Source organism: Brevibacterium sp. LAARM2_SD2 (assembly GCF_057364785.1).
In genome coordinates, this window is sequence record NZ_JBNFOM010000032.1 from 17,413 (window position 1) to 31,803 (window position 14,391).

The 14,391-nt window shown below is 68.9% G+C and carries 10 protein-coding genes and 2 pseudogenes; 8 read left to right on the top strand and 4 right to left on the bottom strand.

Translation table 11 applies throughout. The annotated features are described in order from the left end of the window. Positions 1-83: 83 nt before the first annotated feature. On the bottom strand, positions 84-545 hold the full coding sequence (locus tag AC2W7K_RS16405) for a hypothetical protein (RefSeq protein ID WP_486006406.1): 462 nt from the start codon (positions 543-545) through the stop codon (positions 84-86). A gap of 214 nt (positions 546-759) precedes the next feature. Here AC2W7K_RS16405 and AC2W7K_RS16410 point away from each other — a divergent pair, with 214 nt between their 5' ends. The 8 genes and pseudogenes from AC2W7K_RS16410 to AC2W7K_RS16445 all read left to right on the top strand — a co-directional run bounded on the left by AC2W7K_RS16410 (position 760) and on the right by AC2W7K_RS16445 (position 8,893). Further along, entirely contained in the window at positions 760-1,509 is a 750-nt protein-coding gene (locus AC2W7K_RS16410; RefSeq protein WP_486006407.1) for a sirohydrochlorin chelatase, read from the top strand. 155 nt (positions 1,510-1,664) lie between these two features. Next, positions 1,665-3,378, top strand: a pseudogene (locus AC2W7K_RS16415) (nitrite/sulfite reductase). Next, entirely contained in the window at positions 3,375-4,100 is a 726-nt protein-coding gene (locus AC2W7K_RS16420) for a phosphoadenylyl-sulfate reductase (protein ID WP_486006408.1), read from the top strand. The pseudogene AC2W7K_RS16415 and the gene AC2W7K_RS16420 overlap by 4 nt, the downstream one beginning before the upstream one ends. Continuing rightward, positions 4,097-5,004, top strand: a pseudogene (gene cysD, locus AC2W7K_RS16425) (sulfate adenylyltransferase subunit CysD). Before AC2W7K_RS16420 ends, cysD begins: the two are co-directional and overlap by 4 nt. Continuing rightward, positions 5,004-6,335 (top strand): sulfate adenylyltransferase subunit 1, encoded by a 1,332-nt coding sequence (locus AC2W7K_RS16430; RefSeq protein ID WP_486006409.1) that lies wholly within the window; start codon positions 5,004-5,006, stop codon positions 6,333-6,335. The pseudogene cysD and the gene AC2W7K_RS16430 overlap by 1 nt, the downstream one beginning before the upstream one ends. Continuing rightward, positions 6,332-7,141 carry a uroporphyrinogen-III C-methyltransferase gene (gene cobA, locus AC2W7K_RS16435; protein ID WP_486006410.1) on the top strand — a complete coding sequence of 270 codons (810 nt, stop codon included), beginning with the start codon at positions 6,332-6,334 and terminating at the stop codon, positions 7,139-7,141. Before AC2W7K_RS16430 ends, cobA begins: the two co-directional genes overlap by 4 nt. Continuing rightward, the gene (fdxA, locus tag AC2W7K_RS16440; protein ID WP_137825468.1) at positions 7,138-7,464 is read left to right on the top strand and encodes a ferredoxin; all 327 of its coding nucleotides are present in this window, start codon (positions 7,138-7,140) and stop codon (positions 7,462-7,464) included. The genes cobA and fdxA overlap by 4 nt, the downstream gene beginning before the upstream one ends. 28 nt (positions 7,465-7,492) lie before the next feature. Continuing rightward, the gene (locus AC2W7K_RS16445; protein WP_486006411.1) at positions 7,493-8,893 is read left to right on the top strand and encodes an FAD-dependent oxidoreductase; all 1,401 of its coding nucleotides are present in this window, start codon (positions 7,493-7,495) and stop codon (positions 8,891-8,893) included. Positions 8,894-8,972: 79 nt separating this feature from the next. Here AC2W7K_RS16445 and AC2W7K_RS16450 read toward each other — a convergent pair whose 3' ends face one another. The 3 genes from AC2W7K_RS16450 to AC2W7K_RS16460 all read right to left on the bottom strand — a co-directional run. Then, entirely contained in the window at positions 8,973-11,255 is a 2,283-nt protein-coding gene (locus AC2W7K_RS16450; RefSeq protein WP_486006412.1) for a helix-turn-helix transcriptional regulator, read from the bottom strand. Between the two features lie 224 nt (positions 11,256-11,479). Then, entirely contained in the window at positions 11,480-12,742 is a 1,263-nt protein-coding gene (locus AC2W7K_RS16455) for a serine hydrolase domain-containing protein (RefSeq protein WP_486006413.1), read from the bottom strand. A 42-nt stretch (positions 12,743-12,784) separates the two neighbouring features. Next, a partial coding sequence (locus tag AC2W7K_RS16460; RefSeq protein ID WP_486006414.1) for a biotin carboxylase occupies positions 12,785-14,391 on the bottom strand: 1,607 nt, incomplete at its 5' end.

The window sequence follows — 14,391 nt, forward strand, 5'->3', positions numbered from 1 at the left end:
GTCCTTGTTGAGTCCCGGGAACAGCACCTCGTACTTCACCATCGCATCCTTGTGGTCGATGAGCTCGACCGTGCCGAAGTACGTCATGTCCTTGACGACGACATCGCAGGGCTCGAAGCCGCTCCACGCCGTGACCTCCATGTCCGTGTCGCACGTGGCCTCCTCGACCTCGAGGTCAACTTGTTCCTGAAGAGATCGACGAGATCGGCTTCGAGCGAGGCGGCGGGGATCGTGCCGTTGCCGTCGGCGTCGATGTCCATCCCCTCGTCGCTCGCCCATGACTGGGCGCGGGCGGAGTCGGCGAAGGGATCCTCTGATGCCGACGGTGCCTGTGCCGCCTCCGTCGACCCCTCCTCGGTCGACCCCGGCTCGGACGACCCCGCCTCGGACGAATCCGCCCCAGTCGACTCCGCCGAGGACGGTGCGCCATCGGCAGGCGCTTCCTGATCCCCGACGGCTCCGCAGCCGGTCAGGCCGAGGCTGAGCACGAGCATGGACGCGGCGACGACGGCGCGCATCCCGGGGGCGGTGAGCATGGGGGACATCGGGACTCCTCGGGTGGGGTGACGGGGTGGGACTGATGCCATTCTCTCCGCGGAACCCCGCGTCCGCGGGCCTGACGATGTGCGCATTCTGCGACATCGGTGTCCGACCCGACGCAACAACGGCCCGGCGACGTGCGCCGACGACGCCGTGCGCCGACGACGCCGTGTGACGTCGGCGTTGACCGCGCGAGTCCCGGCTTGGCACGATGAGGCGATGCCCACCCCTGCGCTCGGTCTCATCTCCCACGGCACCTCGTCCCCCGAAGGGCAGGCCGTCATCACCGCCCTCGCCGAGGCGGTCGCCGCCGATGTGCGGCAGCGCGGGATCACTGACACCGTCGTCCTCGGGCACGTCGACGTGCAGGCCCCGGATGTCGCCGAGGTGCTCCGCCGTCTGCCCGCCGACCGGCCGAGCGTGCTCGTCCCCCTTCTCCTCTCCCCGGGATATCACGTCCATGTCGACCTCGCCGAGGCGGTCACCGCTGCAGGCGGCCCCGCCCCGGACAGTGCCGGCTCCGCCCACGAGGCGGTGCGCGACATCCGCGTCGCCGGCACCCTCGGGCCCGACCCGCGGCTCGCGGAACTCCTCGCACAGCGCATCGGGGCCCTGACCGCCGACGACGAGGTCGTCCTCGTCGCGGCCGGCTCGAGCGACGAGCGCGCCAACGATGCGAGCCGCGCAGTCGGGCACCTCCTCGCCGACCGCCTCGGTCGGCCCGTGCAGACGGCGTTCCTCGCCGGCGAACGCGACAATCTCCGTGACATTGTTGAGCAGAAGCGCCGCCTCGGTGAGCGCCTCGTCGTCGCCAACCTCCTCCTCGCCCCCGGCTACTTCGACGACCTCGCCTCGCGCCTCGTCGACGGCGTCGGCGGACGCCTCGCCGACCCCCTGCTGCACGGCACGTCACCAGCGTCGCCGCTGCTCGTCGACATCGTGCGCGAGCGCATGATGGCAGTCCTCTGAGGCTGCGTCAAGCCCGCCCTGCGGAAACGTCTTCCGCTGTCGCGGACCGTCATATGTCGAAACATGACAGGCTTTGGCCATCCTAATTTGTTGAGCAATTCTGTTAGCCTGTAGCGTGACTGACCAAGCAATCGCACCAGCATGGGGAGTTGGCTATGTCCACAGATGTGGAGCAGCGCGGCGCGAAGCCCGCAGGCAAGGCCGCAGCGCGACCGAAGAAGTCCAACGGGCAGTGGAAGATCGACGGTCACGAACCGCTCAACAAGAACGAAGTCGACAAGGCCGAGGACAACGGCCTCAACGTCCGCGCGCGGATCGAGGAGATCTACGCCAAGGGCGGGTTCGCCTCGATCGACCCCGATGACCTGCACGGTCGCTTCCGCTGGTGGGGTCTCTACACCCAGCGCAAACCCGGCATCGACGGCGGTCGCACCGCCACCCTCGAACCCCACGAGCTCGAGGACGAGTACTTCATGCTCCGGGTCCGCATCGACGGCGGCAAGCTCACGACCGAGCAGCTGCGGACGATCGCCGACATCTCGAACGACTTCGCCCGCGGGTCGGCCGACCTCACCGACCGGCAGAACATCCAGCTCCACTGGGTGGCCATCGAGGACGTCCCGGAGATCTGGCGCCGCCTCGAAGCGGTCGGTCTGCAGACGACCGAGGCCTGCGGGGACGTCCCGCGCGTCATCCTCGGCTCGCCGGTGGCCGGGATCGCCGCCGACGAGCTCATCGACCCGACCCCGGCGATCGAGGAGATCTCCCGCCGCTACATCGGGGATCCGAGCCTCGCGAACCTGCCGCGCAAGTACAAGACCGCGATCACCGGTCACCCCAGCCAGGACGTCGTCCACGAGATCAACGACTGCTCGTTCGTCGCCGTCGAACACCCCGAGCACGGCATCGGCTACGACCTCTGGGTCGGCGTGCCTGTCGACCGTGCCCCGCTTCGCCGAGCGCCTCGGCGCCTGGGTCGCCCCTGACCAGGTCGTCGAGACCTGGCTGGGCGTCACGGAGATCTTCCGCGACTACGGGTACCGCCGGCTGCGGAACAAGGCGCGCCTGAAGTTCCTCATGGCCGAATGGGGTCCGGAGAAGTTCCGCGAGGTCCTCGAGACCGAGTACCTCGGCTACGCACTCGCCGACGGTCCCGCCCCGGACAAGCCGCTGACGGCCGGTGACCACGTCGGCGTGCACCGGCAGGCCGACGGGAAGTACTACATCGGGGTGAGCCTCATCGCCGGTCGGGCGTCGGGCACCCTGCTCGGTCAGATCGTCGACCTCGCGGAGAAGTACGGCTCGACCCGGCTGCGGACGACCCCGCACCAGAAGATCCTCCTCCTCGACATCGCCGAGGACGACATCGACGATGTCGTCGCCGGTCTCGACGCCCTCGGGCTCTCGAGCCGGAAGGACCTCTTCCGCCGCTCGACGATGGCCTGCACCGGCATCGAGTTCTGCAAGCTCGCGATCGTCGAGACGAAGCAGACCGCCGCCGATGCCGTCGCGCAGCTCGAGGCCCGTCTCGCGGGCATCGACCTGCCCCACCCGATCAGCCTCCACCTCAACGGCTGCCCGAACTCGTGCGCCCGGATCCAGACCGCTGACATCGGCCTCAAGGGTCAGCTCGTCACCACCGAGGACGGCACCCAGCAGCCCGGCTTCCAGGTCCACGTCGGCGGGGGACTGGCCTCGCAGGACCGCGACGAGGCCGGCCTCGGCCGCACCGTGCGCGGCCTCAAGGTCACCGCGGAGAACCTCAGCGACTACGTCGAGAAGCTCGTGCGCCGCTTCCTCGACGGCCGCGGCGAATCCGAGACCTTCTCCGAATGGGCGCACCGCGTCGACGATGAGGAGCTGGTATGAGCGCGCGCACCCTCGATGATCTCCGTGCCCTCGCCGAGGCGGGGAACCGGGAGCTCGCCGGTGACCCGGACAGCGGGGTGGCCGAAGCCGCTCCCGCCGACGTCATCCGCTGGGTCTCGCGGAACGTCGACACCCGGGCCGCGGCCGTCGCGTGCTCGATGGCCGATGCCGCGCTGCCGCACTTCGTCGCCCAGTACATGCCCGGCGTCGACGTCCTCTTCCTCGACACCGGCTACCACTTCGCCCAGACCTATGAGACCCGCGACGAGGTGGCCCGGACGATGGATGTGCGCATCGTCGACGTCCTCCCCGAGCAGACCGTGGCCGAGCAGGACGCCGAATTCGGGGCCGAGCTCTTCGCCCGCGACCCGGGCCTGTGCTGCGCCCGCCGCAAGGTCGCGCCCCTGAAGAAGTCCCTGTCCGGCTACGAACTCTGGTTCACCGGGGTGCGCCGTGACGAGGCGCCGACGCGGGCGAACACCCCGCTCATCACGTTCGACGAGAAGAACGGCCTCATCAAGGTCAACCCTGTCGCCGCGTGGTCCTTCGACGACCTCCTCGACTACGCCGGCGCCTTCGGCGTGCCGGTCAATCCACTCATGTCCCAGGGCTACCCGTCGATCGGGTGCGAGCCCTGCACGCGTCCCGTCGCCCCGGGGGAGGACCCCCGGGCCGGACGCTGGGCAGGTTTCTCCAAGACAGAATGCGGGCTGCACGTATGAGCATCGACCACCAGGCACCGACGACCCTCGACGTCCTCGAATCCGAGGCCATCCACATCATCCGCGAAGTCGCCGCGGAGTTCGAGAAGCCGGTCCTCCTCTTCTCCGGCGGCAAGGACTCCGTGACCGTCCTCCACCTCGCCCAGAAGGCGTTCTGGCCGGCGAAGATCCCCTTCGGCCTCCTCCACGTCGACACCGGGCACAACTTCCCGGAGATCCTCGACTACCGCGACCGCACGGCCGAGCGCTTCGGCCTCGAGCTCACCGTCGCGAAGGTCCAGGACTACATCGACGACGGACGGCTGCGCGAACGCCCCGACGGCACCCGCAACACCCTGCAGACCCAGCCGCTCATCGACGCGATCGCGCCGGCGGCTACGACGCGGTGTTCGGCGGGGCCCGCCGGGACGAGGACAAGGCCCGGGCGAAGGAGCGCATCATCTCCCTGCGCGACGCGTTCGGCCAGTGGGACCCGAGCAACCAGCGGCCCGAGCTGTGGAACCTCTACAACGGCCGTCACGTGCCCGGCGAACACGTCCGTGTGTTCCCGATCTCGAACTTCACCGAACTCGACGTGTGGAACTACATCTCCCGCGAGGGCATCGACCTCCCGCCCCTCTACTACGCCGCCGACCGCGAAGTCTTCCACCGCGACGGCATGTGGTGGGCGACGGGAGAGTTCTCCGCCCCGCGCGCGGACGAACCCGTCGTGACCAAGTCCGTGCGCTACCGCACGGTCGGGGACATGAGCTGCACGGGCGCCGTCGAATCCGACGCCGCCGACATCGCCGCCGTCGTCGCCGAGGTGGCCGTGACCACCGTGACCGAACGCGGCGCCACACGCGCCGACGACAGGATCTCCGCCGCCGCCATGGAGGACCGGAAGAAGGACGGATACTTCTGATGACGACCATCGCCCCCACCACCACGAAGACCCTGCTGCGCTTCGCGACCGCCGGGTCCGTCGACGACGGGAAGTCGACGCTCGTCGGCCGCCTCCTCCACGACGCGAAGGCGATCCTCGCCGACCAGCTCGCGCAGGTCACGGCCACGAGCGCCGAACGCGGCTTCGTCGGCGGCGAATTCGACTTCGCCCTCCTCACCGACGGGCTGCGCGCCGAACGCGAACAGGGCATCACGATCGACGTCGCCTACCGGTACTTCGCGACCGACCGGCGCTCGTTCATCCTCGCCGACTGCCCGGGACACGTCCAGTACACCCGCAACATGGTCACCGGCGCGACGACCGCTGATGCCGTCGTCGTCCTCATCGACGCCCGCAACGGCGCGACCGAGCAGACCCGTCGCCACCTCACCGTCGTCCACCGGCTCGGCATCCGCCACGTCATCGTTGCGATCAACAAGATCGACCTCCTCGGCTACGATGCGGGCGCCTTCGCCGAGGTGGCCCGTGAGGTCGAGGAGATCACCGACCAGATCGGCCTCGACACCGCGCACCTCATCCCGGTCTCCGCGCTCGCCGGGGACAACGTCGCGACCGCCTCGGCGAACACCCCCTGGTACTCCGGTCCCTCCCTGCTCGAGCTGCTCGAGACCCTGCCGAGCATCGAGGAGGACACCGCCGACCTCGAGCCCTTCCGGCTCGACGTCCAGTCGGTGCTGCGCCCCCAGGGCGGACTGGCCCCGGGACTCGATGCCGAGGCCTACCGCGACTACCGGGCCGTGACCGGGCAGATCACCTCGGGGCGGATCAGCGTCGGCGATGACATCGACGTCCACCCCGCCGGGATGCGCACCCGCGTCGTCGGCATCGACACCGCCGACGGCTCCCGCGAGACCGCCGGGGCGCCCCTGTCGGTGGCGCTGCGGCTCGCCGACGACATCGACACGGCCCGCGGCAGCGTGCTCGCCGCCGCCGGGTCCCTGCCGCCGGCGCGCACGACCCTGCGCGCCGAGGTCTTCCCCTTCACCGCGGCGGGCCTGCGCACCGGTGACCGCGTGCTCGTCAAAGCGGGCACGTCGACGGTCAAGGGGATCGTGACGATCGACTCCCGGCGCAACCTCACGACGAACGACTCCGAACCCGCCGAGGTGCTCGCCGGCAACGACATCGGCGTGGCCGAGGTGCGCCTGAGCACCGCGCTGCCGCTGCCGGACTTCCGCGAGCAGGGCCGGGCCGGGGGCTTCCTCGTCATCGACCCGCAGACCGGGGCGACCGTTGCCGCCGGCATCCACACCCCCGCGGAGCCGACCCCGACGGAGGCCGGAGCATGAGGACGACCGACTTCGCTCCCGGCAGCGTCCTCCTCATCGGCGCCGGACCGGGCACCCTCGACCTCCTCACCGTCCGCGGGCTGCGCGCCCTCGAGGCCGCCGACGTCATCGTCGCCGACCGCCTCGGCGCGCGCACCGTCATCGACGAGCTCACCGCGGAGAGGGGAGCACCCCTGGAGGCCGAGATCATCGACGTCGGCAAGAACCCGGGACACCACCCGGTGCCGCAGGAGCGGATCAACGAGATCCTCGTCGAGCAGGCCCGCGCCGGTCGTCGCGTCGTCCGTCTCAAGGGCGGCGACCCGTTCGTCTTCGGCCGCGGCGGCGAAGAGCTCGCCCACCTGCACGCGGCAGGCATCGACGCCCGTGTCGTGCCCGGGGTGACGAGCGCGAACTCCGTGCCCGCCGTCGCCGGCATCCCGCTCACCCACCGCCACCTCGCGACCGCGTACACGGTCATCACCGGCCACGATCAGCTCACCGGCCTCGGCGGGGGACGCGACCACACCGTCGTCGTCCTCATGGGCATCGGCACCCTCGCGCACTCGGCGATGGTGCTCGCCGGCGGGGAGCGCGGCGGCGACTGCCCGGTCGCCATCGTCGAAGACGGCTACGGCGCCGGGCAGCGCGTCACCGTCGGCACCCTGGAGACCATCGCCTTCCAAGCCGCCCGGCGCGGAGTCCGCAACCCCGCGGTCGTCGTCGTCGGCGACGTCGTGCGCCTGAGCCCGTACGCCGCCGGGGCCTTCACCGAGGTCAACCCGGCCGACTTCCTCTCCGCCCTGACCATGACAAGGACCCCATGACGTACATCATCGCGCAGCCCTGTGTCGACGTGAAGGACAAGGCCTGCATCGAGGAATGCCCCGTCGACTGCATCTACGAGGGCGAACGCAGCCTCTACATCCAACCCGACGAATGCGTCGACTGCGGCGCCTGCGAACCCGTGTGCCCCGTCGAGGCGATCTACTACGAAGACGACGTCCCCGAGGAATGGGAGTCCTACTACACGGCGAACGTCGAATTCTTCGCCGACATCGGCTCACCCGGAGGTGCGGCCGGCTTCGGACCGAGCAGCTTCGACCATCCCCTCATCGCGGCGCTCCCGCCGCAGGACACCGACGACTGAAACGACAACGAAAGACCTGAGGTGAACCATGACTCGTCCATTCCGTGTGGCCATTGTGGGTGCCGGTCCTGCCGGAATCTATGCGGCTGATCTGCTGACGAAGGCTGAGCGTGATTTCGAGGTCAGCATCGATCTCTTCGAGCGTCTGCCGACGCCGTTCGGGTTGGTCCGCTATGGGGTGGCGCCGGATCATCCGCGGATCAAGGGCATCATCAACGCCCTGATCAAGGTGCTGGATCGGGGTGACATCCGGTTGTTCTCGAACGTTGACTACGGCACCGACATCACTCTCGATGAGCTCACGGATCGGTACGATGCGGTGATCTTCTCCACCGGCTGCATCACGGATGCGGCGTTGACGATCCCCGGTGTCGATCTTGAGGGGTCGTACGGGGCGGCGGATTTCGTCAACTGGTATGACTCGCATCCGGATGTGGCCCAGGACTGGCCGCTCGACGCGGAACGGGTCGCGGTCATCGGCAATGGCAACGTCGCACTCGATGTCGCTCGCGTGCTCGCCAAGCAGGCCGATGACATGCATGTCACGGAGATCCCCGATCACGTCTACGAGGGTCTGAAGGCCTCGCAGGTCACCGACGTCCATGTCTTCGGGCGCAGGGGCCCGGCGCAGGCGAAGTTCACCCCGCTCGAGCTGCGTGAGCTCGGGCATGTGCCGGATGTCGACATCATCGTCTACCCGGAGGACTTCGAGTTCGATGACGGCTCGCTGGCGGCGATCGAATCGTCCAACCAGGTCAAGCAGGTCGCGAAGACTCTGACGGACTTCACGCTGCGCGAACCCACCGGGGCGAAGCGCCGTCTGCATCTGCACTTCCTCCATGCCCCGGTCGAGATCCTCGGCGAGGGTCGGGTGACTGGTCTGCGGACGGAGCGTCAGGAACTCGATGGGACGGGCAATGTTCGCGGCACGGGAGTGTTGACGGACTGGGAGTTCGATGCCGTCTACCGTGCTGTCGGATATGCGGGCACGGCGTTGCCGCAGCTGCCGTTCGATCCGCGCAAGGGCGTCATCCCCAACCATGAGGGGCGCGTCGTCGACACCTTGGATCAGGCGGAGGCGGCGGGCGCTGATGTGGTGCCCGGTGTGTACGCGACGGGGTGGATCAAGCGCGGCCCGGTGGGTCTGATCGGGCACACGAAGGGTGACGCCCTGGAGACGATCGGCCATATCCTCGGGGACCGGAATGCCGGAGTGCTGGCGGAGCCGGTATTTCCTGCGGAGTCGGCGATCGTCGATCTCCTCGAATCCAAGGGTGTAGATTTCGTCGATTGGCAGGGGTATCACCGGGTCGAGGCTGCCGAGAAGGCGGCTGGGGAGGCTGAGGGTCGTGAGCGCGTGAAGATCGCCACCCGTGAGGGCATGCTCGCCGCAGCCCGCGATGAGGCCCGCGCCCAGTCCGTGAGCTGAGCACACCCCGGATACCAAAGAACGCGCCAGGGCCGGTCGATGTCACGACACCGACCGGCCCTGGCGCGTTCTCCCGCCGTCAGCTGAAGTAGCCGTTGCGGTAGCCGTATTCGACGGCGTCGCGACGGTTGCGCACCCCGAGCTTCCGGTAGATCGCGGAGAGACGGTTCTTCACCGTGCCCTCGGCCAGGGAGAGGTCGGCGGCGATCCGTGCGAGCGGGGTCGCCTTCTCGAGCCGGAAGAGCAGATCGAGCTCCTGCGAATCGAGCAGACGATTCTCGACCTGCGCCTCGAAGAAGGTCTGCGGCAGCGCGAGCAGACGCGCACGCAGCTCCTCGCCGGTGACCGGGACGAGTTCGAATGTCGCGGCGATGAGATCCCACTGCCGGGAGGCCGCGGTGGCCCGGACGAACGCCTCCCTGATGTCCGAGGGCAGCAGGGCCAGGGGCAGCACGGAGCCCGCGACGATGCAGTAGTCGAGGGCGTTGTCGACATCGGCCAGCGCCGCCGTCTCACGGCCCCGGCGGTGCATCGACGCCGCCCGCAGCGCGAGCGCCGACCCCTTCTTCTTCGGGTCGGTGCCCGTGATGAGCACATGCGAGGTCGAGGAGTCGACGACGTCGTACTGTCCGAGCGCGAAGCCGACCCGAGCCCGGGAGAGACCGTGCTTGCGGTCGACGAGGGGCGCCTGCGCCGCGAATGCCTGCGCCTCCCGCAGGGCCCCGGTGGCGACGGTGAGGATCGTCATGAGGGAGTACGCGGACCCGACGATCTGCAGGTCGGTGTTCGTCACCTGGTTCTCCGGCGCGAGCGAATGCTCCTTGAGATAGAGGCCCGCCGTTCCGGAGTAGACGTTGTGGAGGACCTCCCCGTAGCGGTACACCCGCGACCCCAGCTGGTCCGGGGCCAGGCGCTTGGAGATCGCGATCGCCGCCGCCGAGGCCTCGAGGTCGAGCTGGTCGAGAGCCCGGTGCAGGCGCGGGGTGTTGGCGATGAAGTCCGTCTGCAGCGTGTGGAAGTCGAACCGCGACCGCAGCTCGTCATACCGGCGCAGACAGCCCTCGCTCTTCGGGCCGAACCCGGCGGCGACATGGCCGAGCGCCGCGATCGCGAGCCCCGGCACGAGCGGGTACGGGTCGAACGGGAGGATCGTCTCGGAGATCGTCACCGCCCGGTCGACGAGATCCTGGCCGCGACGGACATCGCCGGTGCGCGCAAGATCGAGTCCGCGCTCCATGAGCAGACGCGCATCGTAGAGACGCGACAGCGGTGCGGCCTGGGACTGTCGGGCGAAGAGGTACTGGTTGCCCTCCTCGGCCGCCCGCACCCCGCCGTCGAGGTCGCCCTGCTGCCGGCGGTCGCGCATCGAGCGCAGCGTCATCACGGCCACCTCGTTGGCGGTGAAGTCGCCGTTGTCGAGGCGCACCCGCTCCTGCTCGAGGGTCGGCACATCGAGGCGGTCGAAGGTGACGAGCGCGAGGACCTCGCGCGGATCCGTCGACCCGGTGCGCGTGGAGATGTTCGCGATCTCCCGGGCAGCGCTCTGGGCCTCGGCGAGGACGAGGGAGCCGCGCGCCGCCGAGGCGGGGGCGGAGAGGATCGCGCGGACGGCGGTGAGGAACTCGGGGTAGAAGACGTTGAAGCCGCGCTCGGCCCACACCTCGGCGAGCAGGGACCACGCCTCGAGGTCGGCGATGAGACCGAAGATCGCCTCGAGACGGAACGTGCCGATGTCGAGCAGCGAGCGGAACGACTCCTCGAGCTCGCAGCTGAGCGCCCGCCGGGCCGTCAGCCCGCTCGGGGCCGGCGTCTGGTCGAAGCGGCGGGCCACGGAGCGGACGAGGCCGGGCATCGCGTAGGTGCCCGGACGGTCCGTGTCGATGCGCAGCAGACCCGCGAAGACGAGCTGGGAGGTCATCTCGTCGATGCTCGGCAGACCGGTGGCATCGACGGCTTCGAGCCGGGGGATCGCCTGCCGGGCCAGCGCCACGGTCGGCTGGTCGATGACGCTGACATGGGCGAGCACCTGGAGGAGGCGCACGGCGGGAGGGACCTCGCCGAGGTGGCCGGTGAGCTCCGAATCCTCGCCGAGGGGGACGAGGAGCGTGCTGAACCGATCGGATTCGAGGGCGTCGAGGTCGACCTGGGCGCGGTCGGCGCCGACGATGACGTCGCGGGCGATGCGGATCCGACCGGCGGTGAGGTCGAAGAGGGAGGTGACCGTCGCCGCGGCGAGGTCGGTGTCGGGGAATTCAGTGGCCACCCGGCACGCGAACCGCTTCTCCTCGATGATGCGGGGGCCGAGGAAGAGGTCGAAAGCGCCGGGCTCGGGGGAGGGAGTGGATGTCGAATGGGGATTCACATGGGTGCCTTCAGTTGTCTCTGCGCCGCGGCCCGGCATCCGATGCGGTGGATGTCGGGCCGCGGTGGCAGCGAACGCGCGCTGCAGCTCCTTTGGGAAGGAACGTGCCCAAAGATTACAGTCCCGGCCAGTGGAAATCAGGCCCGGTTACGGCCCCGTGACTTTCAGTGACCCGTGAATGACTTCGGTGCGCGCGCGTCGATGGGAGGGGAGAGCGCAGGGAGTCAGTTGACGGCTTTGGCGAGGGCGTCGAAGGCGCGGATCGTGGGAAAGAGCTTCTTCGCGTCCTGCGGCAGGCCCCAGCTCGAGAGCTTGACGCCGACGAACGAGGCCCCCGGGTTGATGTAGACCATCTGCCCGTGGATGCCGAGGGCGAGGAACGCATGCGAGTCGGGGAAGGGGAACCAGAACTGGTTCCGATACATCCCGCCGGGCATGCGGTTGTCTCCGGGACTGTCGGCGAACGCCTGCCGGGTGTCCTCGCTGCCGGTCAGGGTGTCGCCGATCCATGAGGTCGGCACCACCTGTTCGCCGGTCAGCGACAGCCCCCGATTCGAGTAGAGGTACCCGAAGCGGGCGAGGTCGCGCAGGGTCGCGTTGATCCCGCCGTCGAACATCCCCACCCCGAACTGATCGGTGGCGATGAGGGCGTCGCGTTCGGCGCCGATGCGCGACCACAGGACACGGGACATGAGCGTCTGCATGCTCTGCCCGGCGACCTTCTCGCACACCCAGCCGAGGACGTCGGTCTCGCACGAGCGGTACTCGAACGGTCCGCCGTGCTCGGACTTCGCCTCGAGCGTGCGCAGGTAGGCGTACATGCCCTTGGCGTCGCCGGGGTCGGTCTCCGACCAGCCGATGGACCGCTCGATCTGGCGCACCTCGGAGTCGGGGTCGAGATAGTCCTCGGAGAACCTGATGCCCGAGCGCATGTCGAGGATGTCGCGCACCGTCGCCCCCGCATAGCCGGAGTCGGCGAGCTCGGGCACGTAGTCCGTGACGAGCCTGCCGGTGTCGATCTCCCCAGCCCCGACGAGGACGCCGGCGACGGTGCCGACGAGCGACTTGCTCACCGACATGAGGAGGTGTTCGGTCTCCGGCTGCATGCCCCCGAAGTACTCCTCGGTCAGCACGGTGCCGTGGTGGACGACCATCCAGCCGTCGGTGTCGGAGTCGTCGATGACGCTGCGGACTGTGCGGGCCTCGGAGAACTCCGTCTCGGGGATCTCGACCTCGCCGAGGTCCTGGAGGTCGGCGGCGAACTCGGCGACCGGGCCGTCCCCGCGGGAGATCGGCGTCGTCGGCAGCACCTCGTCGACGTGCTGGAAGGACCAGTGGACCTTGTCGGCGTCCTGCCAGTTGTCGCGGTCGACCTCGACCGCCTCGGCGGGCAGAGCTGCCTCAGCAGGTGCCACCGCCTCGGCGGGTGCGGGGTCGACGAACTCCGCGGGGTCGGTCAGGGTCGGATCCGATGATGTCTCGGACACACTTCACCTCTTCGATCTGTGCTGGGGGTCGGACTGAGACTATCAGTCGCCCTTGGCCCCGGGTCCGCCGATCGTCGGCGCAGGATCCTCTGCGGCGACGGGGACACCGGCGTACATCGCACGGATCGAATCGATGAAGTGCTTGGCGCGGATGCTCAGCGACTTCTTGCCGCTGGCATCGACCTGCAGCGGGTTCTTCGTCACGAGCACGCCGAGGTCGGCGCCCTTCCAGCGGTATTCGCCGGCCCCGTAGATGCGGAGGAAGAAGACCTCGCTGCCGTTCTGAAGAGGGTGCCAGTCGAGGGCGGCCCGCTTGTAGGTGAGCGTGCCGTACTGGTCGAGGTAGTACTGGCCGGTCAGCGGCGAATGGGTGATGTACTCGGTGATCGGCGCGGTCTCCTTGATGACCATCTGGCTCCACTCGTCCGCACCGGAGAGCTCCTCCCACCGCTCGTTGATCTCATCGACGTCGAGGTCGAATTCGACGTCGAGGTACTCGAGGAGGTGGAAGAGGAACAGCGGTACGTCGGCGTACGCTCCCGCGGTGACGTTCGTGATCGCCGAGGCGCCGGAGATCCGGGGATTGAGCTCGCCGAGGTAGACGTCGTTGGTGTCGAGATCGACGAGGACGTCGACCTCGAAGAATCCGCGGTAGCCGCGCTTGCGCAGGCCCTCGCCCATCCGGCGGACGAGTTCGCGGGCCCGGCCGCGCTGGTCGGCGGTGAGGACGTCGGGGGTCATCTCGTTGCCGCACCAGCCGCCCTTGTACGGGGTGAGCTCGGGGAAGCCGGCGAGTTCGGTGAGGAACGGGCCGACGACGACGCCGCTGCTCGTGATCACGGCCTCGACGGCGACCGGGGTGTTGTTGATGCGCTTCATCACCTTGAGCTGTTCGCCGATGATGTCGTCCTTGTGCTTGTCCCATTCCTCCTCGGAGGCGATGAAGAACGTCGTCTTGCCCGAGTCCCCGTAGGGGGTCTGGACGACGAGGTCGGTGCCGAGTCCCTCGGCGACCGAGGCCTTCGTCAGCTCCTCATAGGTGTCGGCCGTGGTGAGGACGTTGGGCACCGAGTAGGCGCCTGCCTCGTTGCCGAGCTTCGTCGTCTCGATCTTCGAGTCGAGCTGATTGCGCAGCTTCGCCGAGGGGAGGATGAGGTCGTAGCCGAGCTCGCGGCAGATCCGCTCGGTCTCTTCGTCGAAGAAGACCATGGCGACCTTGGGGCGCTCGCCGTGGGGGACGTTGCGCGTCATGTGGGCGCGGACCTCGGCGTTGAGCAGCAGCCAGTTGTTGATGGCCTCACCGGATTCGAACTCGACGAACGGCTTGTAGCGGGGCGAGAACACGCGGGGGTGGGCGCCGTCCCAGCCGTCGTAGTACGTGATGTAGGAGAAGTTGCGGACCCAGCGGTCGAGACCGAGCAGGTTGAATGGGGTGGCGCCGATGAAGTAGATCGGCGTCTGGTTCGTGCGGAAGAAGTGACGGACCTCGGAGATGTTGCGCAGCGGGCGACGCAGCTGGACGTTGTCGGCTTCCTTGCCCGCATAGGCGGCGTCGGTGCCGACGTGGACCTCGGCGTCGGCGGGATCGCCGGCGGACGGATCGGCAGGCACGGCCGGGGCAGGAGCGGCGGGGGCGCCCGGGGCCGCCG

Excerpts from the sequence above, each read along its gene's own strand:
- AC2W7K_RS16405 (WP_486006406.1), bottom strand. The coding sequence starts at position 545 with ATGTCCCCCATGCTCACCGCCCCCGGGATGCGCGCCGTCGTCGCCGCG.
- AC2W7K_RS16410 (WP_486006407.1), top strand. The coding sequence starts at position 760 with ATGCCCACCCCTGCGCTCGGTCTCATCTCCCACGGCACCTCGTCCCCC.
- AC2W7K_RS16420 (WP_486006408.1), top strand. The coding sequence starts at position 3,375 with ATGAGCGCGCGCACCCTCGATGATCTCCGTGCCCTCGCCGAGGCGGGG.
- AC2W7K_RS16430 (WP_486006409.1), top strand. The coding sequence starts at position 5,004 with ATGACGACCATCGCCCCCACCACCACGAAGACCCTGCTGCGCTTCGCG.
- cobA (WP_486006410.1), top strand. The coding sequence starts at position 6,332 with ATGAGGACGACCGACTTCGCTCCCGGCAGCGTCCTCCTCATCGGCGCC.
- fdxA (WP_137825468.1), top strand. The coding sequence starts at position 7,138 with ATGACGTACATCATCGCGCAGCCCTGTGTCGACGTGAAGGACAAGGCC.
- AC2W7K_RS16445 (WP_486006411.1), top strand. The coding sequence starts at position 7,493 with ATGACTCGTCCATTCCGTGTGGCCATTGTGGGTGCCGGTCCTGCCGGA.